Here is a 22,998-nt window from a genome sequence, read left to right as displayed (position 1 = left end):
GTCAACCTGCCGCAGAATGTGGATAACCATGGTGTGTGGAGGAAAGATGAGCCGATGGGGGAGTCTCGTCGTCGCAATTCTGTGGACGGCGGCGGATCCCCGCTGTGCCGGGATTTGTGACGAGATTCAAGCGGGGCAGGGCGCCGCCCGTCGCCGGAGCGCAGGAGCATCGCAGGGGAGCGAGGGAGCGACTCAGAGCCTTGGGGTAGCGGGGTTCACGGCTCAGTAAGGCCCTCAGATCAGCGCGACCCTCAGGTCAGTGCGGTTCCCTGGCCAGCACGGCCTCGACGAGCTGCTCGCGGGATCGGGCGCTGTCCAGGCGCAGCACGGGCTTCGCGAGGGTGTCGAGCCACGCCTCGTGGCCTGCTCGGCTGCGCCCCGAGAAGCTGGGGTCGTCATAGCCCTGGGCCCACTGCCGGAACCGGGACCAGGCTGCCTCGTCGACCTCCTGGCCCTCTCGTCGGATCGTCTCGCGGGCTTCGAGCCGGCGCAGGCGCTCGGAAGGATCCAGTGTCAGGAACACCACGACATCGCACTGCGCGACGACGCTCTCCCCCCAGCCGAGCATCGACCCGGACAGGACCCAGGATTCGCGCGGCACGAACATCTCGTGCATGAGTGCGAGGCGTGCGTCCTCGGGGCGCAGGGCGGCGTACGGCGGGGTCGAGGGCTTCCAGAAGTAGTCGTCCGCATCGGCGTGGGGCACCGACCAGTGATCGGCCAGGGCGCGGGCGAGCGTCGTCGTGCCGGAGCCGCTGGCCCCCATGATGTGGACCCGGGAGCGCTGCATGGCTCCATTCTCGCCCCTGCTCACCGCCCTGCCCGGCGCAGCTGCCCCGTGACGGCGTAGCGGCGGAGGTCGATGGCGTCGTCACCGTCGACGTCGGTCTCGGACCACGGCATCATGCGCAAGGTGGAGGGGCGGATGCTGTGCCAATCCCGGGTCGCGACAGAGACCATGATCATCACCGCGACCAGGGCCAACAGTCTGCCCCACCCCGGCACCGCATCGTCCCGAGGAGGCCCGGCTCAGCGGTGCTGCTCACGATGCGCCGTCGGGCTCACGTGGTGCCGCGCCCGGAACCGGCGGGAGAAGTACAGGGGGTCGAGGTAGCCCACCCTTCGGGCGACCTCGGCCACCGGCTCGCCGGTCATCTCCAGCAGACGGGCCGCCAGCTCCATCCTCTGCGCCTCCAGATAGCGCATCACCGACGTCCCCACCTGGGCGGAGAAGAGGTGGGCAAGTCGAGAGGGGGAGAGATGGGCGATGCGGGCCAGTGCCGGGACGTCGAGATCCTCGGCCAGGTGCGCGTCGACGTGCTCCATCACCCGCAGCACCCGCTCGTCGAGCTGCTGCTGTCGAGGGTTCCGGGTGTCGTACCAGAGCAGCGCGGCCTCGACCCCGTTCAGGGCGAAGAGCTCCGGGCGGCCGACGGCCATGCGGGAGGCGCGGGCCGCTGCGAGCAGCAGCTGCTGCACGCGATCGTCCACCTCGGCGCCGAGCCGCACCCGGCCGATCCCGACCACCGGTTCCGGCCAGTCCAGCAGGGCCAGCCAGGTGGGCAGCGGGCGGAAGTGGCTGAACAGCAGGTGCCAGCGACCCGTCGCCGGATCGGTGCCGTAGTCGTGGAGCGTTCCCGGGCGTACCAGCACGGCGTCGCCCGGAGACGTGGTCAGCTGCTGATCGTCCGCACCGTGCAGCAGTCCGGCCCCGGCGACGGTGTGCATCAGCAGCCAATCATCCGTCCCGCGGGACCGTCGTATGTGATACCCGGCGTCCTGGTCGAGCTCGCCGGCCAGCACCCGGTGCGTCGTGGGAGGCGGCATCTCGACGGCCGCGATCTGTCTGGGCATAGCAGGATCCTCCATATCCGCGACCACCGGTCACCTTCCCCGCCATGGTCCCGGAAACCACACTGGTGGACATGACGAACACACAGATCGCCCCCGACGGACACCCGGACGTCTCCGATGTGAGTGGGTTGGAGGTCGTCGAGTCCGGAGCCCTGGACCCGCAGCGACTGGCCGACGCCTATGCCCGCAACGGTGCGGTCCAGATCCGGGGCCTGCTCAGCCCGAGCGAGATCGCCGAGCTCCGCGACGCCTTCACGACCCATATCGAGACCGACGGCGAGGGCGGAGCGTTCGACGAGACCGCCGCGGGCGATCCCCTGCACGCCTACCCCCGCATGATCCAGCCCCACCGCGGCGACCACACCCCCGGTCAGCTGGCGCGGCGCTGGATGCTCGAGCAGCGGGTCATGGGCCGGGTGGCCGACATCGTCGGCCCGGTGTGGGCGGCGCAGTCGATGTTCTACTTCAAGCCCGCCGGGGCCCGCGGGCAGGCCATGCATCAGGACAACCTGTTCCTGCAATCGCACCCCGAGACCTGTGTGGCGGCGTGGATCGCGGTCGACGACTGCGATGCCGAGAACGGTGCGCTGGGAGTCGTCCCGGGCACGCACCGCTACGAGATCGTCTGCACGGAGGAAGCCGACACCACCGAGTCGTTCACCTCGGACACCGTGAGCATCCCGGAGCATCTGTCGGTGGTGCAGACGCAGATGAAGGCCGGTGACATGCTCATCTTCCACGGCAGCCTGGTCCACGGCTCCAAGCCCAATACCAGCGCGGACCGGTTCCGGCGCTCGCTGATCTTCCACTACGTCCCCGAGGGCAGCGAGGAGGTCGCCGCCAACTATCAGCCGCTGCTGGATTCGGCGGGCCATGAGGTGACCATCGATGCCTCCGAGAACGGTGGCACCTGCGGCGAGAGCTGGGCGCCGAGCAACCACTGACCGCGGCGAGGGCCTCGCGAGCGCGGGGGAGACCGCACGGTTCCACAGCGCCGCACTGTGATCAGCGCTTCGGTCGCGACCCGTCCCTGCGGCGAAGCCCTGAAGTCCCCGTACAGTGCTGATGATGCATATCGACTCGGACAGCGCTGCGCCCCCACTCCGTGTACTCGATGAAGCGATGCGACGCCGCACGTTCGCGGTGATCTCGCACCCGGACGCCGGCAAGTCGACCCTCACCGAGGCCATGGCGCTGCACGCCCACGTCGTGGACGAGGCCGGCGTGACCCACGGCAAGGCACGTCGCGCCGCGAGCATCTCCGACTGGGGCGAGGTGGAACGCGAACGCGGCATTTCGATCACCTCGTCCGCCCTGCGTTTCGACTACCAGGACGTCGTGTTCAACCTGCTGGACACTCCGGGGCACTCGGACTTCTCCGAGGACACCTACCGCGTGCTGACCGCGGTGGACTTCGCCGTGATGCTCATCGACGCCGCCAAGGGCATGGAGGCGCAGACCCGCAAGCTCTTCGACGTCTGCCGGCGACTCGGGCTCCCCGTGGTGACGGTGATCAACAAATGGGATCGCCCGGGCCTGGAGGCCCTCGAGCTCTTCGACGAGATCCAGGAGGTCACTGCCCGAACGCCGGTCGCAGTGAACTGGCCGGTCGGGTACGCCGGGAAGTTCCGGGGCCTGCTGGAACCGGGCGCGTCCAGCTACCTGCGCCACGAGGTGGTCGCCTCCGGTGCCCGACTGGCCGACGAGAGGCTCGTCGACGGCGCCACGGACGGCGACCTGGACGAGGAGACCTGGCGCGATGCGGCCGAGGGTGTCGGAGTCGCCGCCGAGCTGAACGGATCCTTCGCCGTGCAGCCGTTCCTCGACGGCGAGCAGACTCCCGTGCTGTTCACGGCCGCCGCCGGGAACATCGGGGTCCGTGTCCTGCTGGACTTCCTCGTCGATCACGCCCCGCCTCCCCAGCCTCGGCTCGACGAGGAGGGGACGCCTCGACCGATCGAGGCCGAGCTGGCCGGTTACGTGTTCAAGATCCAGGCCGGGATGAATCCCGCCCATCGTGACCAGGTGGCGTTCGTGCGGGTGAACTCCGGGGTGTTCGAGCGGGGGATGGAGCTCCGGCACGCGCAGACCGGCCGCCCGGTGTCCTCGAAGTACGCCCATCATCTCGTGGGCCGGGGCCGCGAGACCATCGACGAATCGTGGCCCGGTGACGTCGTCGGCTTCGTCAACACCACCGGTCTGCACGTTGGCGACACGATCCACGGCGGCAAGCCGGTCACGTTCCCCGGCATGCCGCGGTTCGACCCGGAGCGGTTCCGCGTCGCCCGTTCCCTGGATTCCGCGCGCAACAAGCGCTTCGTCAAGGGACTCGCCCAACTCGAGGACGACGGCACCATCCAGATCCTCCGCGATGCGAACGGCAGCCCCGGTGGGCCGGTGCTCGCGGCCGTGGGGGAGCTGCAGTTCGAGGTCGCCGTCGAACGGATGCGTCGTGAGTTCGGGGTGGAGATCGCTCTGGATGCACCGATGCCCTACGACCGCTCACGCACGTTCGCGCGCTCCGAGGTGGGCCGGATCGCCTCGGTCGTCGGCGTGGAGGTGCTCTACCGGCCCGACGGTGAGCCCGTCGCCCTCTTCCCGGATCGCTGGAGGCTCTCGCGGGTCCAGGAGCGGTTCCCGGAGGTCTTCCCGGAGCGGGCTGTGTGACGCTGGCGCAAGGTGCCACCGGGGAGGTTCACTCCTCCTCGCCGGGTTCTCCCATCGGGCCGCCGCCGTCGGCAGGGGGCTCGCCTCCATCGCCTGGGCCACCGGCGCCGCCGGGGGCCGAGGCGGGAGCCTCCTCCGTCGTGCTGGTGTCGATCGGGACGTCGATGTGCACCAGGTACCCGGCGTCGGCATCGCCGGTGACGGTCGCGAGCTGCATGTCCCAGCCGTCGGAGAAGACGTTGTCGCTCTCGAGCGACGTGTCATCCAGGTTCTCCGTCGACCCGTCGTACAGCGACGAGGCGTACACCTCGACGCTCGTCTCCTCGGGCAGGGCCAGCTGCGAGGTGAGGACGGCGTTGCCGGCGTCGGTGATCGAGTCGATGTCGGGGAACACCTCGAAATGGATGTGGGGCCACCGGCCCGAGTAGCAGCCCGGGAAGATCGAGGTGAACTCGACGGTGCCCTCGTCGCCGACCACCTGGACCCCGCGCAGGTAGGTCTCGTCGGTGAGCCCGTCGCCGTACATCGAATAGGCGCCCTGAGCATCGCAGTGCCATACGTACACCGCTGCCCCGGTCATCGCGGCGCCGTCCGCGGCGAGGTCGGTGACCGTCATGGTGAGGGTGATCAGTGCCCCTTCGGCGACGGTCTCCGTGTCGATGCTGGAGCGCAGGTCACTGCGTTCGACACCGCTGATCTCGAGCACGTCGGCGCCGTTGGAGCCGTCGCCCGGGTAGGGCCCCGCCGTCTCGGTGGGCATCTCCGTAGTGGTGGTCGTGGCGTCGGAGCCACCGTCGGAGGCAGCCGCTCCACCTCCGTCGGAGGCGGTCGTTCCGGTCGTCGCGGCGCCCGTCCCGCTGCCGCAGGCGGCGAGAACCATTGCGGCCGCACCCGCTCCCAGTGCGCCGATCGTGCGACGCCGCGTGACGAGAGTGTCGAGATCGAAGGCGAGGCCCTGGTCCTCGATGTCCTCCTGGGGGCGGTCGAGGCGGCGGCCCTGCCAGATCCGCGGGCGGGTCTCGGCTGCGGGAGAGTCGACCGGGTCGCGGGATTCCGAGGCGGCGGGGAAGGCGCGGCGGGCGGAGTGACGGGTCAGAGGGTAGCGGTTCATGGTGACGTCCTCTCGGTTGGAAGGAGCAGCGGATGTGCTCGTGCCCAGACGGTAGGAACGTTCCCTATGACTGCGCTATGAATCCGCTCAGGGCCGGATATGTGCTCTCCGCCTCCGGTCCCAGCCGGTAGCGTCCTGGTCAGAACCCCGATCCGGAGGCCGATGCGATGACCCCGACCCCACCCGGCTCCCGCCCGGCGCCGCTGAGCCGCGCCGACGGTGCCCCCGTGCGCGCCCTCGTGGCCGACGACGAGGCATACCTCAGCGACCTGCTGCGCATGGCGCTGCAGAACGAGGGGTGGGAGGTGCGCACAGCTGCGAACGGTCAGGAGGCGCTGAACGTGGTGCGGGAGTTCGCGCCGGATCTGCTGGTGCTGGACATCATGATGCCGGGGATCGACGGGATGGAGGTCCTGACCCGACTGCGGGCGGCCGGGAACGACGCGCCGGTCCTGTTCCTCACCGCGAAGGACGCCGTCGAGGACCGGATCGCGGGCATCGCGGCCGGCGGTGACGACTACGTGACCAAGCCCTTCCATCTCGAGGAGGTGCTCGCCCGGCTGCGGGGGATGGTGCGCCGGCACGTCGCGGTGGCGGCCGAGGCGGATCACCGCCTGGTCGTCGGCGATCTGGTGCTCGACGAGGAGACGTACGAGGTAGAGCGCGCGGGCGCCCCGCTCCGGCTCACCGCGAAGGAGTTCGAGCTGCTGCGCTGTCTCATGCGCACCCCGCGCGTCGTGCTCAGCAAGGAGCAGATCCTGGACCGGGTGTGGAGCTACGACTTCGGCGGGCGCTCCAGCGTGGTCGAGCTGTACATCTCCTACCTGCGCAAGAAGGTGGACACCATCGGTGAACCGATGATCCACACCGTGCGCGGTGTCGGCTACACGATCCGGCCAGCGTGAGCGACGCTGCAGCGAGGCCCGGTGCGGGCGACGCGTACGACGCACCCGATGCGGGCGGCGCGCCCGTGCCCTCACGTCGTCGCATGTCGCTGCGGCGTCAGTTGGTTCTCGGTGTGAGTGCTCTGGTCGCGGCGGCCTTCGTGCTCACCGGCACCACCACCGTGCTCGCCCTGCGCGCCTCCGTTCTCCAGCAGCTCGACCAGGAGGTGCTCACCGGCCTGGATCTCGCCGCCACGCCGGGCGAGGGTGCCGGTGGCGGGGCGACGCCGCCTCCAGCAGACGGTTCCGCCGAGCCGGCCCCGAGGATCGGGACGCTCACCGTGGTCATCGACTCCGATGGCACGGCTGTCCGGGCCGATGCCATCGACGACGACGGTAGCCGCAGCACCCTCACGGATGCGCAACTCGAGGCGGTCACCGGGGCGGACCCGCCTCCGCGCACGCCGGTGACCGTCGACCTCGGCGGAGAGCTCGGGACGTACCGGATCGCCGAGGAGACCATCCGCGACAGCGGCGGCCCCGACAGCAATGACTCCCCGCGCACCGTCATCTCCGGGAACTCCATGCATGGCGTGACCTCGACGACCACCGCGCTCACGGCGATCCTCGCCGGCGTCCTGGGCAGTGCCTTCCTGCTCGTCATCGGCGCGCTGGCCGTGATCGTCACCCGCAGCCTGCGACCGCTGCGGCGCGTCGCGGGGGTCGCCCGACGCGTCTCGGAGCAACCCCTGGCGAGCGGGGAAGTGGTTCTGCCGGACCGCGTCGCTCCCGCCGACACCGACCCCAGGACCGAAGCGGGACAGGTGGGCAGCGCCCTGAACTCGCTGCTCGAGAACATCGTCACGGCCCTCAACCAGCGCCAGGCGAGCGAGGATCGCCTGCGGCGATTCGTCGCCGATGCGAGCCACGAGTTGCGCACACCACTGACCTCGATCCGCGGCTACGCCGAACTCTCACGGGCCGAGAACGCGCCGATGACCCCCACGCAGCAGCGGTCCCTCGAGCGCATCACGGCCGAATCGAACCGCATGTCTTCGCTGGTCGAGGATCTGCTGCTGCTGGCCCGGCTCGATGCCGGACAGCCCCTGCGGACAGAGGTCGTCGACCTCGCTCCTTTGGTGATCGATGCGGTGAGCGACGCCCACGCCGCCGCCCCGGACCATCACTGGCTGGTCGATGTCGGCGAGCCGATCGACGTCACGGGGGACGAGGACCGGTTACTGCAGGTGGTGACGAACATCCTCGGCAACGCCGCCGCGCACACCCCACCGGGCACGACCGTCGAGGCAGGGGTGCGGCAGCAGGCCGGGCACGCCCTCCTCCGCATCGTCGACGACGGCCCGGGCATTCCCGACTCACTGCAGGAGCGTCTGTTCGATCGCTTCGCCCGCGATGACTCCTCACGCGCTCGGGGCGACGGCGGGGCGAGTGGTGGTGGGACCAGCAGTGGTGGGGCCGGTCTGGGCCTCGCGATCTCCCACGCCATCGTCACCGCGCACGGTGGCTGGATCGAGGTGGACAGCGCGGCGGGACGCACGGAGTTCACCGTCCACCTGCCGATGCACCCGGCGACCTGATCGGTCTGATGCACCGGGGGTTCTTGCGGCCCCATTTGTCTCGACCCCGTGGAGACGACGTGGACTCCGAGCCATGACTGAGTTGCGCTGGGGTGTGCGATCGCGATGACCTAGCCTCGTAGGCATGTCCTACCGGATCGTGCACTCAGACAACGTCGAAGCAGGGCGTGGTCCTCATCCCGCGGGGAGCCCGTTCGATAAGCGAATCAGTGAACGTCTCGGCTTGGGGGCTTTTGAGATGTACAAGGTGCAACTCCCGGCAGGCGCCGCGACCGAGCCCCATGACCATGTCTCCGACGGGGTCGAAGATGCCTATGCGATCGTCCGCGGCAGCGGCTGGCTGGTCGTCGACGGCTCGGAAGTTCCGTTGCAGGAGGGTCATTTTGTCGCCGTCTCCCAGGAGAGCGTCCGGTTCGTTCGGGCAGGTGCCGACGGCTGCGATCTCATCGCCGTGTGTGCGTGAACATGGTCGGGGAGGCGTCTGAGGTGTGGTGGCCGAAGCGCAGGGTCCACCTCACGCCACGGCGATGAGTACCGTCGCGACCAGTGCTGTGGTGAGTCCCGGGCGTATCTCGCGACGATTCTCCAGAACTCGTCAGGGCCGGCCGAGGTATTTCCGGGCGCTCAACTGTGTCTTGTCGATCGTCGACCGGTGTCGCGGGGACGCACGGCGCGCGGTGTCAGCTGCTGCATCGGTGAGTTGGCCGGCGACTTGGCGGCCCTTCTCGGTGCGGAGAGCGGCCTGTGCGGCGTAGAGGAGTCGGGTCAGTTTCATGCGCCGATATGACCACATGTCGCTGCAGACCACCTGAAGCCGATACGCCCCCACCTACCTGGATGCTTGCCGCGCGGACGGGCCGCGGTGCGGATCTCTCACTGATAGGACACGAACCAGGGGCGCGGCTCGACCTCGTAGGTCTCCTGCGGCGTGAACGTGGGGGTGTCCTCGTCGTAGAAGTTCTTCCATGCCATGAAGATCCCCTCGGGCAGATCCTTCTGCAGGGCATCCCAGGTGCCCAGCTTGAGATCCGGGGTGCCGTGGCCATCGGCGTGCACGGTGATCGCGAGCTCCGGATGGGACGTGTCGACGTCCTGCCGGTCCGAGATCATCGAGTTGCTGAACTGGTGGAGGATCAGCAGCTTCTGAGGGAGATCGTTCTGGGCGGTGAGATCAGCCAGCCACTGGGAGGTCTCGTTGACCTCCTCGGCCGTCACGGAACCGATCTGCTCCATGTGCTTCTGGCCGGGCTCGAGCCGCCATTCCGCATCGAGTGCGAGGCCCACATGGGGCTCCTTGAGCAGGTCCTCGTACCTCTTCGCCTGGGTCAGGAAGTCGGTGGTGCCGGGCTGCAGGTCGAGCACGACGTAGACCCCGGCCTCGCCGGCCGCGTCGACCCAGTCGCGGAGCATCTCGGGGTCGAGCTCCTGGGAGAAGTCGCCGTCGGCCCCCGGCTCTGATGAGGCGACCGTCGTGATGATCTCGAAGGCGGGGATCACCGGCTCGTCGGAGAGGCCCTCGTAGTCCGCGGCCATGTCCTGCACGCGAGCGATCGATTCCTCCAGCGGCTGCTCGCCGAGGATCCCCAGGGACGGGACGCCCGGTGACCCGTAGGCGGCGATCATGCGTCGTCCCGGGAAGACCTCCTGCCCGCCGCCCGGGAGTTCGGGGGCGGTGACGACTCTCTGCAGAGCATTCGTCCACTGATCGGCGGGGCCGAAGGTCTCGCCCAGGGCGAGGATCCCGGCCGACGGGTCCTCCCCGGCAGCGTCCTTCACCGTGGCGATCGTGTCGCTGCTGCGACCGGGTTCCCCGCCGGGCATCTCGGTCACGGTGCCCCCGGCAGCCTCGATCTCGGCGCGCGCCACGGTCTGAGCGGGGCCCGTCTGCTCCGGATCGATGAGCAACGAGGCGGTGGTCGGCTTCTCGTCTGCGGCCACGTCGGGGATGTCGTCCTCCACGTCGGCCGACGCAGGGTCGATCTCCACGACGTCGAGATCGCCATCGAGCCCGGAGAGGTCCGTGCCGGCCGCCGTGACGAGCGTGCCCACGCCGAGGCGCTCGGCCTCCTCGGCGACAGCCTGACCCGTGCCGATCAGCAGGGGGAGGCCGAGTCTCGAGCTCACGCCGGCCAGTGCGTCGACGGTATCCTCGGTGGCCACCACGGCGACGTCGGCGGATTCGAAGAGTGCTGCGCTGAGGTCGAGTGCGGTCTGCGCGGCATCCTCCCCGGGCAGCACGGTCGAGGCAGGCGCCTCGTCGAGGACGTCGACGCTGAGCCGCTGGTCGAGCCAGGTGCACGCACCGAGCGTCGTGACCAGCGTCGCGGCTGTCGTGGCCGCGATCGTCCTGCGGAATCGTGCGGGTGGTCCGGTCCGTGCACTCACTGCGCTGCGTGCCTCTCCGTCGCCGTCCTGAAGGCCCTGGGAACATGCCGTCGCGCACCCGGGGCCGGGGTACGGCCCCAGCCTGCCGTGTGCGCGCCCCGGCCCGGCGGAGACACGGCGGGAGCGAGGGAGTGGGAGCGCGGGAAGGCGCTGCCCTGACGGAAGCCGTCAGCGATCGACGGATTCCGACGGCCCCGACGCGTGCGCCTCCCGTGCTCCTCGGACGGCGGAGGTGCCCAGATCGCTCTTCGAGAGTGGCTCCTGGGTGGAGAGCGCCCGGGTCCACGCGTCGGTGGTCGCGACGGCGGCCAGGTTCGAGTGCAGCACCGTCATGATCGTGCTGTGGATGGTCTCGGCGGAGGCGGATCCGGCGCCGTTGGCGATGTGGATCGCACCGGTGGCGTCGGAGAGCACCTCGGTGGTGAGCTCGAGGCCCTCGCCCTCCACGGCGGAGGCGAGGATGCAGTTGTTGGTCATGTAGCCCACGAGGGTGACCGTGTCGACGTCCTGCTCGCGGAGCCAGGCGGCGATATCGGTGTCGGCGTAGATCGAGCCGAAGCGCTTCACCGCGCTCTTCCAGCTGTCGGTGCGGCGGGCCTCGACCTCGGGGTGCAGCTGGAAACCAGGCTGGGCCGGGTCGAAGACGGGGGCGCCTGCTCCCATGCTGTGCTGGATGGCAGCGATCGGGATGCCCGCCTCCGCGGCGGCATCGATGGCCTGCGTGATGGCCGGCAGCGAGTCGGCGTGGGCGGGGTGCTGGATCTCCAGCGGCCCGCTGAAATAGTCCTGCTGCACGTCGATGAGGATGAGGGCGCGGCGCGGCGTGGTCATGGCGATCTCCTGGATCTGTCGAGGGTGTCACCGAGCGGCGACACCTCTCGATGCTCCATCGGATCTCGCCCCAGGCCCAGTGGCGGGAATGCCGATATACGATGAGATCCAGCCAGCTGGAGGTCGGCCGCTGAGGAGGGCAGGATGCGCATCGGGATCTATGCCGTCGAGGGCACCACGCTCTTCCATCTCTCGGTGCCGCAGATGGTTTTCGACGAGGTCTCCCGCCAGGGTCTCGCGCCGTGGGAGACCTTCCTGTTCACCGAGCGCGGCGGGTCGGTCGGGACGGCGGAGGGGTACGCCGTGACCGGGGTGGAGGACTGGGGCGCTGCCGCGGAGGCAGACGTCCTCGTGATGCCCACCTGGCATGCGGACGGGCGCCCCGCGAGCCGCGACCTGCTGGAGCGGCTGGTCGCCGCGCACGCCCGCGGGGTCACCATCGTCGGACTGTGCCTCGGGACGATCCCCGTGGCCGATGCGGGGCTGCTGGACGGCCGTACCGCCGTGACGCACTGGCAGTCCTTCGACCAGTTGAGCGCACGTCATCCGGGACTGGCGCTCGACGAGACCGTCCTCTACGTCGACCACGGCGACGTGCTGACCTCGGCGGGTACCGCCTCCGGGCTCGATGCCTGCCTGCATCTGGTGCGGGCCCGGCTCGGCGCCGCCGCGGCCAACAAGGTCGCCCGCTCCCTGGTGATCGCCCCGCACCGAGAGGGTGGTCAGGCCCAGTACATCGAGCGGCCGGTGCCCGCACAGGAGGAGCAGGATCAGCTCTCCCGGGCCATGGCCTGGGCGCTCGAGCATCTGGAGGAACCGCTGCCAGCCGCCCGGCTCGCACGAGCCGCTCATATGAGCCCGCGGACCTTCGCGCGTGCCTTCCCGGCGGCGGTGGGGACGACGGCCGCGGTCTGGGTGAGGGCGCAGCGACTGGACGAGGCGCGCCGGCTCCTGGAGGCCACGGGCCGCACCGTCGATCAGATCGCCGCCGACGCCGGGTGGGGGAGCGTCGCCACGATGCGCCAGGCCTTCTCCCGGTCCCTCGGGATCTCCCCGACGCAGTACCGGCGTCAGTTTCAGGGCTGAACGGGGCGGAGCGGGCGGCCGTCACCTCCTGTGGTTACTATGGAAGATAGTAATGTCCGCATGCGCCAGGAAGGACCGGAACGCCGATGGCACCTCCCGACAGCACTGCCCCTGATCCCGCGGAGCAGGGCGGGGCCCGTCGCCGCTGGGCGGTTCCGGCAGCGATCGTGGTCGTCACCGCAGCACTGGTGATCGGCGTGCTCTGGCTGCAACCCGGCGGGAACGACTCCGGGGAGGCGTCGCGGGAGACCCCGTCGACCACCGCGAGCGACGGAGGAGCCGCGGCCATCGAGCATCCGTCCTCGGTGGCCGTGCCTGACCTCAGCGATCAGGAGTCGCGCGACCCTGACGATCTGCTCGCGGAAGGTTCCGTCGACGCCCCCGTCACGCTGGTCGTCTTCACCGACTACCAGTGCCCCTACTGCGCGCAGTGGTCGACCGAGACGCTGCCCGCGATGCGCGAGTACGTCGATCGCGGGGAGCTGCGCATCGAGTGGCGCGACGTGAACGTCTACGGGGAGGATTCCGAGCGCGCCGCGCGCGCGAGCCTCGCCGCTGCGATGCAGGGGCGCCACGAGGAGTTCCACGGCCGACTGTTCGACGGGGCCGAGATCCGGTCGCCTGACGAGCTCAGCGAGCAGGCACTGATCGACCTCGCCGCCGAGCTCGGGCTGGATCCCGAGCAGTTCGCCGAGGACATCGACTCCGAGCAGGTGGCGACGACCATCGAGGCGAACGCCCAGCAGGGCATCGAGCTCGGCGCCATGTCCACCCCCGCGTTCATCCTCGGCGGCACACCGACCGTCGGCGCGCAGCCCACCGAGGTGTTCGTCGACATGGTCGACCAGGCGCTCGCCGACAGCGAGGGCTGACATGGAGGTCGGTCTGCTCAGCGCGTTCCTCGGCGGCGCGCTCGCCCTCCTCAGCCCCTGCGGAGCGCTCCTGCTCCCGGGGTTCTTCGCCTCGACGATCACCTCGCGCGCCGGCCTGGCGACCCACGCCGTGGTGTTCTACCTCGGACTCGTGCTGACCCTGGTCCCGCTCGGCATCGGTGCCGGAGCACTCGGCGCCCTGCTGATCGGACAGCGCGCCCTGCTGATCGCCGGGACGTCGGTCGTACTGATCGTGCTCGGCGCCCTGCACGCGCTCGGACTCGGGTTCGACCTCAGCCGGATGCTTCCCGGATTCGACCGTCTGCAGCAGCGCTCGACGCGCGGCACCGGGTTCGCGCGCACCTTCCTGCTCGGCGCCGTCGGCGGCATCGCCGGATTCTGCGCGGGGCCCATCCTCGGCGCCGTGCTGACCCTCGCCGTGGGGCAGGGCAGCATGCTGCTGGCGGGTCTCCTGCTGGCCGTCTACGGGGCCGGCATGGTGGTGCCGCTCATCGTTCTGGCAGCGGTGTGGGACCGCTTGGGCGATCGTGCCCGGGCGCGCTTGCGTGGACGTGAGTTCACGGTGCTGGGGCGCCGCCTGCACACCACCACCGTCCTCACCGGCCTGGTGATCATCGCCCTGGGCATCCTCTTCTGGACGACGAACGGCCTGGTGACCCTGCCCTCGCTGGTCCCCACCAGCACGCTCGCCCGTTGGCAGGCGAACAGTGCGCAGCTCGACGGCCCCCTGGTGCAGATCGCCGTGATCGTGGTGCTCGGACTGCTCGGCCTCCTGTGGTGGTGGGTGCGGGACCGGCGCCGCCGACGGGACGCTGGACCTGCGACGATCACGCTGACTCCGGGCAGGCGGCCATGAGGCGCCGCAGCCTCGTTGCCGCCCTGCCCGTGGGACTGGTCGTCCTCAGCGCCTGCGTCAGGGAAGATCCCGAGGCGGGTGCGCCGGCCGCCGCGTCCCCGGTCCAGGACCCCACCCCCGTCGTCCGGGGGGAGCAGGCGCCGGTGGTCGATCCTGCGGAGCTGCGACTGCCCCTGGAGATGACGCCGATGATCGTCGTGGACCCGGGTTGGACCTCCACCCCGCTCGAGCTCGACGGCATCTTCCTCGGGTATCGGGACGACCAGGACCAGCTGCGATACATCGCCGTCGACCAGGACGGCACGATCCTCTGGGAAGCGGACAGGCCGCTCAGCTGCACCGGATTCACCCTCACGCGCGGCGCCGAGGACACGCCGGTCGCCGTCCTCGCCGACCTCGCACCCGCCGAAGACGCCGTGGCGGCGATGACGCTGACGGCCTACGACCTCCGCACCGCCGACGAGGTCTGGGGCCCGATCGACGCGCCGGGTCCGCAGGCCGGCGTCGGGCTGGTGTTCGCGGCGCCGAGCGACGCGCCGATGGGGGAGACAGGGCCCCGCAGCGCGCTGTCGGGTTCGACCGGAGAGGTGAGCCTCGTCGACGCGGATCTGGCCGACGGCCGGATCCTGGCCGAGCACCTGGGAACGATCCTGTGCACGGAGGGGGCAGAACTGCTCGCCCTCTCCATCGAGGGCGAGGAGCTGTGGCGCCTCCCGATGCCCACGGGCATCGACCCGCTCCGCGCGCGCGTCCTCGGCGCGATCGACACGAACACGTCCTTCGCGGTCATCGCCGATCAGGAATCGGCCGGAGTGGTCCTGGACCTCTCGCAGGGGTCGGTGATCGCCGACGAAGCGCTGCGCGTCGCCCGCGACCACGTCCTGGAGATCACCGTCGTCGCCTCTGGCTCGACCGTGCGCGGGCTCGACATCGACGGCGTCGAACAGTGGACGCACGATGATCCGGAGGAGCTCGACCTGATCAGCGCCGGCGAACGCCTGGCCTACGCCGTGCGCCGGGGCGAGGGGACCCTGGTGGTGCTGGATACGAACCGTGGGCTGATGGTCAACCCGTACGACGTCGATCTCGAGGGTCCGCTCGCGGTCCCCGAGGTGTTCTCGGCGGAGACGGCCGCCGCCGTGCGCATCGAGGAGAAGCGCTGCCTCGTCACCACCGCCTTCGACGAGAACTACGGCCTGCGGGAGTGAATCGGCATCCTCACAGCGGCAGCGTGCACCCGCCGAGGACGACCAGCGCGTACTGGCCGTAGACCCAGAACCCGGCCCCGAGCAGCAGCGCCAGCAGCGTGGTCATCACTCCTGCGGGCGCCAGGGCGGAACGGACGGCGGCGGGGGAGACGAGGTGCCCGATCCGATCGGGGCCGGGACCTGCCGGACCGGTGGCGTGCAGCGCGACTCCCGCCGGCGACGGAGCGGGTGCGCTTCCGAGGGTCAGCAGGGCGCTGGCCAGCGCCGGCGTGCCGCAGCGGTGGCGCGAGGAATCATCTGCCGCGACTTCCAGCAGGTGCGGGACGGTGTCGGTGACGGCCCGGGCCAGAGGGATGGCACGCAGCGGCCCGGCGACTGCGTGCAGCACGGTCGCCATCAGATGGTGGTGCTGTCGCAGATGCGTCTCCTCGTGCTCGACCACGGCGGCGAGCTCCTGAGGGTCGAGCGCCTCCAGCAGGCCGTGGGAGAGCACGATGCCTCCCCGGCGGCTCGGCAGGCTGAAGGCCACGGGCCGCTGATCCGGGACGAGCACGACGCGGCGCCCGGCGATCCGGGCACTCCTGCCCACGGCCGAGACCTCGTCCAGGACCGCGCGCGTGGACCTCGCCCGACGCACCAGCCGCCCTGTCGCGATCACCATCAGCGTGAGCGTTCCGCCCAGCGGCAGCAGGAGCAGCACGGCGGCCGGCACGGGGATCTCGATCGGGGCCCCCACGGGGAGCGGGCTGGCAGCCGCGAGGCATCGCCGGCAGACGTCGCCGACCGGGGCGGGGAGCAGCTGAGGGCCGCTGACGAGCCCGGCCAGCACCACGCTCACCGCCGCTGCTGACGCCAGCCACACCGTCAGCCCGCCCAGCAGCAGGGCGGACGACAGACGCGGGGCCCGCACGAGCAGAGGGCTGCTCCGGCGCACCAGGGTGGGGCCGACGAGCGCCAGAACGAGAAGCGCGGCACCCAGCAGCAGGACGATCACGGTGCCTCCTGTCCATCCTCCGGTGGCGGGGAGGCCTCATGGCCGTCCAGGTACGCGCGCAGCATGGCCAGGTCCCGCGACTCCATCCCGTCGACGAAGCGCAGGATCGAGGCGCTGCGGTCGTTGCTCGCGGACAGCGCGTGCTCCATCAGCTGGGCCGCATGCTCTGATCTCGAATGGCGTGCCCGGTACTGCACCGACCGGCCCGCGCGCCGGTGTGACACCAGGCCCTTCCGGTCGAGATTCTTCAGCACCGTGGCGATGGTGGTGTAGGCGTACTCGTCCCCCAGGCGGGAGATCAGCTCGCGGATGGTGAGCTCGGCCTGCTCCCAGAGCTGCTCCATCACCTGCTGCTCCAGCGTGCCCAGGCGGACCTGGCCGAAGGACCGGCCCGGATCGGCGGGGCTCACGAGACCACCTCCCGCCTGGTCGCGCGGGTGACCGGCACCGGGCAGGCGACCTGGCCGCTCAGACGCCAGATGACCGCGATGACCGCCAGCACGAGCGCCATGGCCGCCAGGAACGGCTGCACCGGCGCGAACCAGGTCAGCGCTCCGGTGTATCCGAGCGCCAGCAGCGCGATCTTGTTGCACACCGGGCACCCCACGGCGAACCATGCCAGCACTCCGGCGGCGGTCCCGGTGCGGGCGCTGCGACGCTCGGGACCGTCGTGCGCCTCCGCGGCCGTGGATCGGGAGGGCGTCGGCGGAGTCACGTAGGTGGCGATCAGGATGCCCATGAGGGCGGACGTGAGCACCCATACCGGGTAGTTCCACGCCACGGCGGGGACGTCGCGGGAGAACACCGGATTGGGGATCAGCACGGTGGCCAGCCCCATCACCACCCCCACCAGAAGGGCTGCCACAGCTGCTGCGAGGACCTGCGGCGTGCCCCACTCCCGCAACGCCAGGGCAGCCAGGCGCAAGGACTCTCGAAACCGGTTCGGCCATTCCTGGATGCGAGGCATGTTGCCACTATGCCCCACTGATTACTATCTCGCATAGTCGATCGGAGGCGCCGTCGGGTCGGACTATCGCGGACCAGTGGTTCACGGGAGAGGGGTCACCCCTTGCGTAATACCCCCAGGGGGTATACTGTTCAGCGAATCCACGAGGAAGGGGACGAGGTCGTCCCGACCGAGACCGGAGCTGGGTGCGAGCTGGCCAGCAGGATGAGCGAAGAGAGATGACCATGAGTCCGGACCCGTCGACCCCCGCCCACGCCGACCGTGCGCATCACCACGACGCCGCCGATGAGCCGCACGCCGGCCACCACGGCCACGACGCCTCCGCGGGCCACAGCGATCACGGTCACGGCGGTCACGGCGGCCATGGCGATCACGTGGGTCAGTTCCGGCGCTTGTTCTGGATCATGCTCGTCCTCGCCGTGCCCGTGGTGGCCCTGAACGATATGTTCGCCGGCCTGATCGGCTACCCGCTGCCGGACGCCGGATGGGTCTGGTGGGTCTCGCCCATGCTGGGCACGATCATGTACGCCTGGGGCGGCCGGCCGTTCCTGACCGGAGCGGTCTCCGAGATCCGCTCCGGCAAGCCGGGGATGATGCTCCTGATCGGCCTGGCGATCACCGTGGCATTCATCGCCTCCTGGGGCGCGAGCGCGGGTGTGCTGGACCACCAGCTGAACTTCTGGTGGGAGCTGGCGCTGCTGATCGTGATCATGCTGCTGGGTCACTGGATCGAGATGCGATCCCTGGCCCAGACCACCTCGGCGCTGGACTCCCTCGCGGCACTGCTGCCCGACGAGGCCGAGAAGCTCGAGGGCGACGAGGTCATCACGGTCGCACCGGCCGATCTGGCCGTGGGTGACGTCGTGATCGTCCGCCCCGGTTCCTCCGTGCCTGCCGACGGGAAGATCGTCGACGGCAGCGCGAGCATGGACGAGTCCATGGTCACCGGCGAATCCAGGACCGTGCGCCGCGAGATCGGGGGCCAGGTCGTCGCCGGCACCGTCGCCACCGATTCCGGACTGCGCGTCGAAGTCACCGCGATCGGCGAGGACACCGCCCTGGCCGGTATCCAGAAGCTGGTCACCGATGCTCAGGCCTCCTCCTCGCGGGCGCAGCGCATCGCCGATACCGCAGCGGCCTGGCTGTTCTGGTTCGCCCTGGGATCTGCCCTGATCACCGCACTCGTCTGGGCACTGATCGGGCTCCCCGACCAGGCGGTGGTCCGCACGATCACCGTGCTGGTCATCGCCTGCCCCCATGCGCTGGGCTTGGCGATCCCGCTGGTGGTCTCCATCGCGACCGAACGCGCGGCCCGCGGTGGCGTCCTGGTCAAGGACCGCCTCGCCCTGGAGTCGATGCGCACCGTCGACACGGTGCTGTTCGACAAGACCGGCACCCTGACCAAGGGGGAGCCCACCGTCACCGCCATCGAGCCCGTCGCCGGCCGCACCGAGAACGACGTGCTCGCCCTGGCGGCCGCCGCGGAAGGAGGCAGCGAGCACCCCCTGGCTCGCGCGATCATCGGCGCCGCCCGTACCCGCGACCTCGGCATCGGGTCCGCCTCCGACTTCACCTCGTCCCCGGCAGTCGGAGTCAGGGCCACCGTGGGCGGCATCGTCGTCGAGGTCGGCGGCCCCCATCTGCTGGGTCGGCACGATGCGGCCGAGCTGCCCGCCGCTGATGCCTGGCGCCGCGAGGGAGCGATCATCCTGCACGTCCTCGCCGGCGGCGAGGTCATCGGGGCGCTGCGCCTGGCCGATGAGATCAGGCCCGAGTCTCGTGATGCCGTGGACGCGCTGCACGCCGTGGGCACGCAGGTCGTGATGATCACCGGTGACGCGCAAGCGGTCGCCGATACGGTCGCGGGGGAGCTCGGCATCGACCGGGTCTTCGCCGGAGTGCGCCCCGAGGACAAGGCTGCCACGGTCTCCGAGCTCCAGCGCGAGGGCCGCACGGTCGCGATGGTCGGCGACGGCGTCAACGACGCCCCCGCTCTTGCTCAGGCCGACGTCGGGATCGCCATCGGCGCGGGAACGGACGTCGCGATCGGCTCTGCCGGGGTGATCCTGGCGTCGTCGGACCCTCGCTCGGTGCTTTCGATCGTCGAGCTCTCCCGCGCCGCCTATCGGAAGATGAAGCAGAACCTGTGGTGGGCGGCCGGATACAACCTGCTCTCGGTTCCCCTCGCCGCCGGCGTCCTGGCCCCGATCGGGTTCGTGCTGCCGATGAGCATCGGGGCTCTCCTGATGTCCGCCTCCACCGTGGTCGTGGCACTGAACGCGCAGGTCCTGCGCCGCCTCGACCTCACTCCCGAGGCCAGCACCGCGAGGATCCTGGACCGCGCGCCCTCATCCAGCAGATCCTGAGCGCGCTGGGCCTCAGGCCGTCAGCTGCAGGGTGGTCAGGCACGTGGCGGCCTCGTCGCCACGGGTTGACAACGCTGTCGTAGCGCTCATGTCGTCCTGGGAGCAGGTGAGAGTCAGGGAGCGATCCCGGGGCAGCCACATGCCGAAGAACCCGTTCGGATTCGTCGTGATCACGTGCTCGAGGAGAGCCTCGCCGCTGGCGTCCGTCACCAGGACCTCGAAGTTCTGGTCGGGGAGCTCTCCGGTGCATGTGGTCAGGCTGTGGACGTGGCAGTCGTGGGTCACCTCGAGGAACGGGGCCACCGACACGTAGAATTCCTCGTCGGGCAGCGGAATCCGCGCCTCCCGGCCCGAGGCATCGCTAAGCGCGAGTTCGTCCGGGTGCACCGCCGCCAGCACGTCGGCCGGCCGCTGATCGATCGGCAGCGCCTCCAGCTCATCGATGATCTCTCGCCCATTCATGCCGTCGAATCCGAGGTCGCGCAGCAGATCGTTGCCCGAGGCGGAGCCGGTGTCTGTCCCGGTGCTCGCGCAGCCGACCAGGACCAAGGGAGTCAGGGTGAGGCCGGCGAAAAGCGCGCGTCGCGCTATCGCAGTGGTGGAGGGGCTTGTCATGACGGGCAGTCCTTTGCACACGGTGGGGTGGGTAGTGAACGCAGGGCTGGCTCGACCCCGGCCAGCCTCGCGTTCACGGCGTCACTCGGCCGGCTGGATCTCGCTCTCGACGACCCACTTGTGGTTCGTCATCGCCATGCCGTCCATCTCGACATCGACCATGTACACGGTCTCGTCGGTCGAACTGTCGATCGTCGCCTCCGCACTGTCCATGCCGGGCATGTGCTCCGCATTCAGCACCACCTCGGTGCCCTTCGCAAGGGGTGTCTCGGCAGGACCGTCGAGCTCCTCGTGCACAACCCACTTGTGGTCGGTGACGAGGTCTTCGCTGTCGGCCGGGGTGTAGGACACGGAGTAGGTGATGGTGTTGAACGCACCGGAGATGGTCGCCGTCGCCCCGTTCATGCCGGGCATGTGATCGGCGGCCAGGACCACCGTGGTGCCGACCGGGTAGGTCGGATCGACCGCCTCCGTGATTCCTTCCGGCGGCGGGTTGCCCTCGGGCTCGTGCCCTTCGTGGCCGCCGTCCGGCGCGGCCTGAGTATGCATTTCGTCGGAAGCGGTGTGGGAGCACGCGGTGAACACTGTGACGCCCGCGGTGATCAATGCCGCCCGTCGACTCATTTGTCCGATCTTCGTCATCGCATCTCCTCGGTCGCGGATTGGACTCGACGAGCGTATACCCCGATGGGGTATTACTTCGCGTGCAGGGGGCAAAAATCTCTCCGGGCGTGAGGTGCCCCGCGTCATCGCCGCGTGGCGTCTCCGGAGAGCCCGAACACCGCAGCGTCCCCTCGCTCGCCCGGGGGATACGAAGCGCATTGAGTACGATGCGAATCGTCACCGTCGGATGGCCGGATCGAGACGAGGAAGCCTCATGGACGCAGACGTGATCATCATCGGTGGTGGGCTCGCGGGACTGGTCGCCAGCAACGAGCTGACCCGCGCCGGGAAGCGAGTCCTGATCGTCGACCAGGAGAACGCGGCGAATCTCGGCGGGCAGGCCTTCTGGTCGTTCGGCGGAATCTTCCTGGTGGACACCCCCATGCAGCGACGCTTCGGGGCCCGGGACTCGTTCGAGCTGGCATGGCAGGACTGGAAGGGGTCCGCGGGGTGGGACCGCCTCGCCGGACCGCATCCCGAGGACGAGTGGGCGCAGAAGTGGGGCCGCGCCTACGTCGAGTTCGCCGCGGGGGAGAAGCGGCAGTGGCTGCACGAGCAGGGGGTGAGGTTCACGCCGCTGGTCGGCTGGGCGGAGCGGGGCGACCTGACCGCGCGCGGCCACGGCAACTCCGTACCCCGCTTCCATGTCCCGTGGGGCACGGGCACGGGGATCTCGGAACCCTTCGCGGACACGGCTCGTGCGGCGGCCGAAGCCGGCCTCCTGACGTTCCGGTTCCGCCATCAGGTCGATGGGCTGCTCTTCGAGGGTGACCAGGTGACCGGTGTGCACGGCACGGTGCTCGCGGCCGATACCGCCCGACGCGGCGTTCCCTCCAGTCGAGAAGCGATCGGCACGTTCGAGTTCCACGCCCAGGCGGTGGTCATCGCCAGCGGCGGGATCGGCGGCGATCACGAGCAGGTGAGGAAGTGGTGGCCGGAGAGCCTGGGCACCCCGCCGCACAAGATGATCACGGGCGTGCCGGAGCACGTGGACGGCCGCATGCTCGACATCGCCACCGAGCAGGGCGTCCGGCTGGTCAACCGCGATCGCATGTGGCACTACACCGAAGGCCTGCAGAACTGGAACCCGATCTGGCCCGACCATGCCATCCGGATCCTTCCGGGCCCGTCCTCGATCTGGTTGGACGCCCGGGGGCGCCGACTCCCCGCGCCCGGGCTGCCCGGCTACGACACCCTCGGCACCCTGAAGATCCTCCGCACGACGCCGGATATCGCCGACTACGACTACTCGTGGTTCCTCCTGGACCAATCCATCATCAAGAAGGAGTTCGCCCTCTCCGGATCGGAGCAGAACCCCGACATCACGAACCGGGACCTGGGGCTGCTCCTGCGGAGCCGACTCGGCCGGTCCGCGACCGGACCGGTGGAGGACTTCAAGGAGCACGGAGAGGACTTCGTCGTCGCCGACACCCTGCCCGAGCTGGTGGCGGGCATGAACGCGATGACCGGGGATGACCTCCTGGTCCTCGAGGACATCCAGGAGATCGTCCGGGCGCGCGACAACGAGATCGTGAACCCGTACTCCAAGGACGCCCAGACGATGGGCATCCAGAACAGCCGGCGCTACCTCGGGGACAAGCTGTTTCGCACGGCGAAGCCGCACCGGATCCTCGACCCGGCGCACGGGCCCCTCATCGCCGTGCGCCTGTGGATCGTCACGCGCAAGACGCTCGGCGGAATCCAGACCGATCTCGATGGACGTGCGCTCGGCGCGGACGGCGCACCCGTCCCCGGGCTCTTCGCCGCGGGTGAAGCAGCCGGTTTCGGTGGCGGCGGGGCGCACGGGTACAACGCGCTCGAGGGCACCTTCCTCGGGGGATGCCTCTTCACCGGACGAACCGTCGGCCGCTCCTTGGCGAGGTCACTATGACGCCCACCCCCGGCACCCTCCGAGCGACCTTCCTCGGGGTGTCCACCGTGCTGCTGGACGACGGCGCGAACGCGGTGCTCACCGACGGATTCTTCTCGCGACCGAGCATCGTGCGCACGTCGGGGTGCC

Annotated in this window: 23 protein-coding genes; 11 read left to right on the top strand and 12 right to left on the bottom strand. The window is 70.0% G+C overall.

Annotated features, from left to right (window positions below; translation table 11 throughout):
• Positions 1-256: 256 nt before the first annotated feature.
• From INT51_RS02270 to INT51_RS02260, 3 genes are all read right to left on the bottom strand, one after another.
• On the bottom strand, positions 257-790 hold the full coding sequence (locus INT51_RS02270; protein WP_193103582.1) for an AAA family ATPase: 534 nt from the start codon (positions 788-790) through the stop codon (positions 257-259).
• 20 nt (positions 791-810) lie between these two features.
• On the bottom strand, positions 811-960 hold the full coding sequence (locus INT51_RS02265) for a hypothetical protein (RefSeq protein WP_193103859.1): 150 nt from the start codon (positions 958-960) through the stop codon (positions 811-813).
• Between the two features lie 69 nt (positions 961-1,029).
• Complete coding sequence (locus INT51_RS02260) at positions 1,030-1,854, bottom strand: helix-turn-helix domain-containing protein (RefSeq protein ID WP_193103581.1); 825 nt, start codon at positions 1,852-1,854, stop codon at positions 1,030-1,032.
• 71 nt (positions 1,855-1,925) lie between these two features.
• On the opposite strand from INT51_RS02260, the gene INT51_RS02255 reads away from it, so the two are divergent.
• Both INT51_RS02255 and INT51_RS02250 read left to right on the top strand, forming a co-directional pair.
• Positions 1,926-2,798, top strand: a complete 873-nt coding sequence (locus INT51_RS02255) for a phytanoyl-CoA dioxygenase family protein (protein ID WP_193103580.1) — start codon at positions 1,926-1,928, stop codon at positions 2,796-2,798.
• A 121-nt stretch (positions 2,799-2,919) separates the two neighbouring features.
• The gene (locus INT51_RS02250; protein WP_193103579.1) at positions 2,920-4,521 is read left to right on the top strand and encodes a peptide chain release factor 3; all 1,602 of its coding nucleotides are present in this window, start codon (positions 2,920-2,922) and stop codon (positions 4,519-4,521) included.
• Between the two features lie 28 nt (positions 4,522-4,549).
• On the opposite strand, the gene INT51_RS02245 is transcribed toward INT51_RS02250, so the two are convergent.
• A complete protein-coding gene (locus INT51_RS02245) occupies positions 4,550-5,632 on the bottom strand; it encodes a 3,4-dioxygenase subunit beta (RefSeq protein ID WP_193103578.1) in 1,083 nt (360 codons plus the stop codon).
• A gap of 167 nt (positions 5,633-5,799) precedes the next feature.
• Here INT51_RS02245 and INT51_RS02240 point away from each other — a divergent pair, with 167 nt between their 5' ends.
• The 3 genes from INT51_RS02240 to INT51_RS02230 all read left to right on the top strand — a co-directional run bounded on the left by INT51_RS02240 (position 5,800) and on the right by INT51_RS02230 (position 8,577).
• On the top strand, positions 5,800-6,537 hold the full coding sequence (locus INT51_RS02240; RefSeq protein ID WP_304502054.1) for a response regulator transcription factor: 738 nt from the start codon (positions 5,800-5,802) through the stop codon (positions 6,535-6,537).
• The gene (locus tag INT51_RS02235) at positions 6,534-8,114 is read left to right on the top strand and encodes a HAMP domain-containing sensor histidine kinase (protein WP_304502053.1); all 1,581 of its coding nucleotides are present in this window, start codon (positions 6,534-6,536) and stop codon (positions 8,112-8,114) included. The genes INT51_RS02240 and INT51_RS02235 overlap by 4 nt, the downstream gene beginning before the upstream one ends.
• A gap of 124 nt (positions 8,115-8,238) precedes the next feature.
• The gene (locus INT51_RS02230) at positions 8,239-8,577 is read left to right on the top strand and encodes a cupin (protein ID WP_193103577.1); all 339 of its coding nucleotides are present in this window, start codon (positions 8,239-8,241) and stop codon (positions 8,575-8,577) included.
• A 132-nt stretch (positions 8,578-8,709) separates the two neighbouring features.
• Here INT51_RS02230 and INT51_RS02225 read toward each other — a convergent pair whose 3' ends face one another.
• The 3 genes from INT51_RS02225 to INT51_RS02215 all read right to left on the bottom strand — a co-directional run bounded on the left by INT51_RS02225 (position 8,710) and on the right by INT51_RS02215 (position 11,330).
• Positions 8,710-8,889, bottom strand: coding sequence for a hypothetical protein (locus INT51_RS02225; protein ID WP_193103576.1), 180 nt, complete (start codon positions 8,887-8,889; stop codon positions 8,710-8,712).
• Positions 8,890-8,987: 98 nt separating this feature from the next.
• Positions 8,988-10,499 (bottom strand): hypothetical protein, encoded by a 1,512-nt coding sequence (locus tag INT51_RS02220; protein ID WP_304502052.1) that lies wholly within the window; start codon positions 10,497-10,499, stop codon positions 8,988-8,990.
• Between the two features lie 168 nt (positions 10,500-10,667).
• Positions 10,668-11,330, bottom strand: a complete 663-nt coding sequence (locus INT51_RS02215; protein WP_193103575.1) for an isochorismatase family protein — start codon at positions 11,328-11,330, stop codon at positions 10,668-10,670.
• 144 nt (positions 11,331-11,474) lie between these two features.
• Here INT51_RS02215 and INT51_RS02210 point away from each other — a divergent pair, with 144 nt between their 5' ends.
• The 4 genes from INT51_RS02210 to INT51_RS02195 all read left to right on the top strand — a co-directional run bounded on the left by INT51_RS02210 (position 11,475) and on the right by INT51_RS02195 (position 15,373).
• Complete coding sequence (locus INT51_RS02210) at positions 11,475-12,416, top strand: GlxA family transcriptional regulator (RefSeq protein WP_193103574.1); 942 nt, start codon at positions 11,475-11,477, stop codon at positions 12,414-12,416.
• An 86-nt stretch (positions 12,417-12,502) separates the two neighbouring features.
• A complete protein-coding gene (locus INT51_RS02205; protein WP_193103573.1) occupies positions 12,503-13,288 on the top strand; it encodes a thioredoxin domain-containing protein in 786 nt (261 codons plus the stop codon).
• A gap of 1 nt (position 13,289) precedes the next feature.
• Positions 13,290-14,165 (top strand): cytochrome c biogenesis CcdA family protein, encoded by an 876-nt coding sequence (locus INT51_RS02200; RefSeq protein ID WP_193103572.1) that lies wholly within the window; start codon positions 13,290-13,292, stop codon positions 14,163-14,165.
• Positions 14,162-15,373, top strand: a complete 1,212-nt coding sequence (locus tag INT51_RS02195; RefSeq protein WP_193103571.1) for a PQQ-binding-like beta-propeller repeat protein — start codon at positions 14,162-14,164, stop codon at positions 15,371-15,373. The genes INT51_RS02200 and INT51_RS02195 overlap by 4 nt, the downstream gene beginning before the upstream one ends.
• Positions 15,374-15,383: 10 nt before the next feature.
• Here the strand turns inward: INT51_RS02195 and INT51_RS02190 are convergent, their stop codons facing one another.
• From INT51_RS02190 to INT51_RS02180, 3 genes are read right to left on the bottom strand one after another with little or no spacing between them, the layout of a single operon-like run.
• Positions 15,384-16,367, bottom strand: coding sequence for a M56 family metallopeptidase (locus tag INT51_RS02190; RefSeq protein WP_193103570.1), 984 nt, complete (start codon positions 16,365-16,367; stop codon positions 15,384-15,386).
• Positions 16,364-16,777 carry a BlaI/MecI/CopY family transcriptional regulator gene (locus tag INT51_RS02185; RefSeq protein WP_304502051.1) on the bottom strand — a complete coding sequence of 138 codons (414 nt, stop codon included), beginning with the start codon at positions 16,775-16,777 and terminating at the stop codon, positions 16,364-16,366. Before INT51_RS02185 ends, INT51_RS02190 begins: the two co-directional genes overlap by 4 nt.
• The gene (locus INT51_RS02180) at positions 16,774-17,334 is read right to left on the bottom strand and encodes a hypothetical protein (protein ID WP_193103569.1); all 561 of its coding nucleotides are present in this window, start codon (positions 17,332-17,334) and stop codon (positions 16,774-16,776) included. Before INT51_RS02180 ends, INT51_RS02185 begins: the two co-directional genes overlap by 4 nt.
• A 224-nt stretch (positions 17,335-17,558) precedes the next feature.
• Here INT51_RS02180 and INT51_RS02175 point away from each other — a divergent pair, with 224 nt between their 5' ends.
• On the top strand, positions 17,559-19,700 hold the full coding sequence (locus INT51_RS02175; protein ID WP_193103839.1) for a heavy metal translocating P-type ATPase: 2,142 nt from the start codon (positions 17,559-17,561) through the stop codon (positions 19,698-19,700).
• A gap of 12 nt (positions 19,701-19,712) precedes the next feature.
• On the opposite strand, the gene INT51_RS02170 is transcribed toward INT51_RS02175, so the two are convergent.
• Together INT51_RS02170 and INT51_RS02165 are read right to left on the bottom strand one after the other, a co-directional pair.
• Positions 19,713-20,315 (bottom strand): CueP family metal-binding protein, encoded by a 603-nt coding sequence (locus INT51_RS02170; protein WP_193103568.1) that lies wholly within the window; start codon positions 20,313-20,315, stop codon positions 19,713-19,715.
• 81 nt (positions 20,316-20,396) lie between these two features.
• Positions 20,397-20,957, bottom strand: coding sequence for a YdhK family protein (locus INT51_RS02165; protein WP_193103567.1), 561 nt, complete (start codon positions 20,955-20,957; stop codon positions 20,397-20,399).
• Positions 20,958-21,192: 235 nt separating this feature from the next.
• Between INT51_RS02165 and INT51_RS02160 the strand changes: the two genes are divergently transcribed.
• Complete coding sequence (locus INT51_RS02160; RefSeq protein WP_193103566.1) at positions 21,193-22,869, top strand: FAD-binding dehydrogenase; 1,677 nt, start codon at positions 21,193-21,195, stop codon at positions 22,867-22,869.
• The last annotated feature ends 129 nt before the right edge of the window (positions 22,870-22,998 follow it).

This window comes from Brachybacterium sp. FME24, from assembly GCF_014897705.1.
Lineage (GTDB): Bacteria > Actinomycetota > Actinomycetes > Actinomycetales > Dermabacteraceae > Brachybacterium.
The sequence above is the reverse complement of the archived record's forward strand: the minus strand, read 5'-3'. Positions and strand labels throughout refer to the sequence as shown.

Bases quoted from the DNA above. Each gene is read 5' to 3' on its own strand.
- INT51_RS02270 (WP_193103582.1), bottom strand. From the start codon at position 790: ATGCAGCGCTCCCGGGTCCACATCATGGGGGCCAGCGGCTCCGGCACG.
- INT51_RS02265 (WP_193103859.1), bottom strand. From the start codon at position 960: ATGGTCTCTGTCGCGACCCGGGATTGGCACAGCATCCGCCCCTCCACC.
- INT51_RS02260 (WP_193103581.1), bottom strand. From the start codon at position 1,854: ATGCCCAGACAGATCGCGGCCGTCGAGATGCCGCCTCCCACGACGCAC.
- INT51_RS02255 (WP_193103580.1), top strand. From the start codon at position 1,926: ATGACGAACACACAGATCGCCCCCGACGGACACCCGGACGTCTCCGAT.
- INT51_RS02250 (WP_193103579.1), top strand. From the start codon at position 2,920: ATGATGCATATCGACTCGGACAGCGCTGCGCCCCCACTCCGTGTACTC.
- INT51_RS02245 (WP_193103578.1), bottom strand. From the start codon at position 5,632: ATGAACCGCTACCCTCTGACCCGTCACTCCGCCCGCCGCGCCTTCCCC.
- INT51_RS02240 (WP_304502054.1), top strand. From the start codon at position 5,800: ATGACCCCGACCCCACCCGGCTCCCGCCCGGCGCCGCTGAGCCGCGCC.
- INT51_RS02230 (WP_193103577.1), top strand. From the start codon at position 8,239: ATGTCCTACCGGATCGTGCACTCAGACAACGTCGAAGCAGGGCGTGGT.
- INT51_RS02225 (WP_193103576.1), bottom strand. From the start codon at position 8,889: ATGAAACTGACCCGACTCCTCTACGCCGCACAGGCCGCTCTCCGCACC.
- INT51_RS02215 (WP_193103575.1), bottom strand. From the start codon at position 11,330: ATGACCACGCCGCGCCGCGCCCTCATCCTCATCGACGTGCAGCAGGAC.
- INT51_RS02210 (WP_193103574.1), top strand. From the start codon at position 11,475: ATGCGCATCGGGATCTATGCCGTCGAGGGCACCACGCTCTTCCATCTC.
- INT51_RS02205 (WP_193103573.1), top strand. From the start codon at position 12,503: ATGGCACCTCCCGACAGCACTGCCCCTGATCCCGCGGAGCAGGGCGGG.
- INT51_RS02200 (WP_193103572.1), top strand. From the start codon at position 13,290: ATGGAGGTCGGTCTGCTCAGCGCGTTCCTCGGCGGCGCGCTCGCCCTC.
- INT51_RS02195 (WP_193103571.1), top strand. From the start codon at position 14,162: ATGAGGCGCCGCAGCCTCGTTGCCGCCCTGCCCGTGGGACTGGTCGTC.
- INT51_RS02180 (WP_193103569.1), bottom strand. From the start codon at position 17,334: ATGCCTCGCATCCAGGAATGGCCGAACCGGTTTCGAGAGTCCTTGCGC.
- INT51_RS02175 (WP_193103839.1), top strand. From the start codon at position 17,559: ATGAGTCCGGACCCGTCGACCCCCGCCCACGCCGACCGTGCGCATCAC.
- INT51_RS02170 (WP_193103568.1), bottom strand. From the start codon at position 20,315: ATGACAAGCCCCTCCACCACTGCGATAGCGCGACGCGCGCTTTTCGCC.
- INT51_RS02165 (WP_193103567.1), bottom strand. From the start codon at position 20,957: ATGACGAAGATCGGACAAATGAGTCGACGGGCGGCATTGATCACCGCG.
- INT51_RS02160 (WP_193103566.1), top strand. From the start codon at position 21,193: ATGGACGCAGACGTGATCATCATCGGTGGTGGGCTCGCGGGACTGGTC.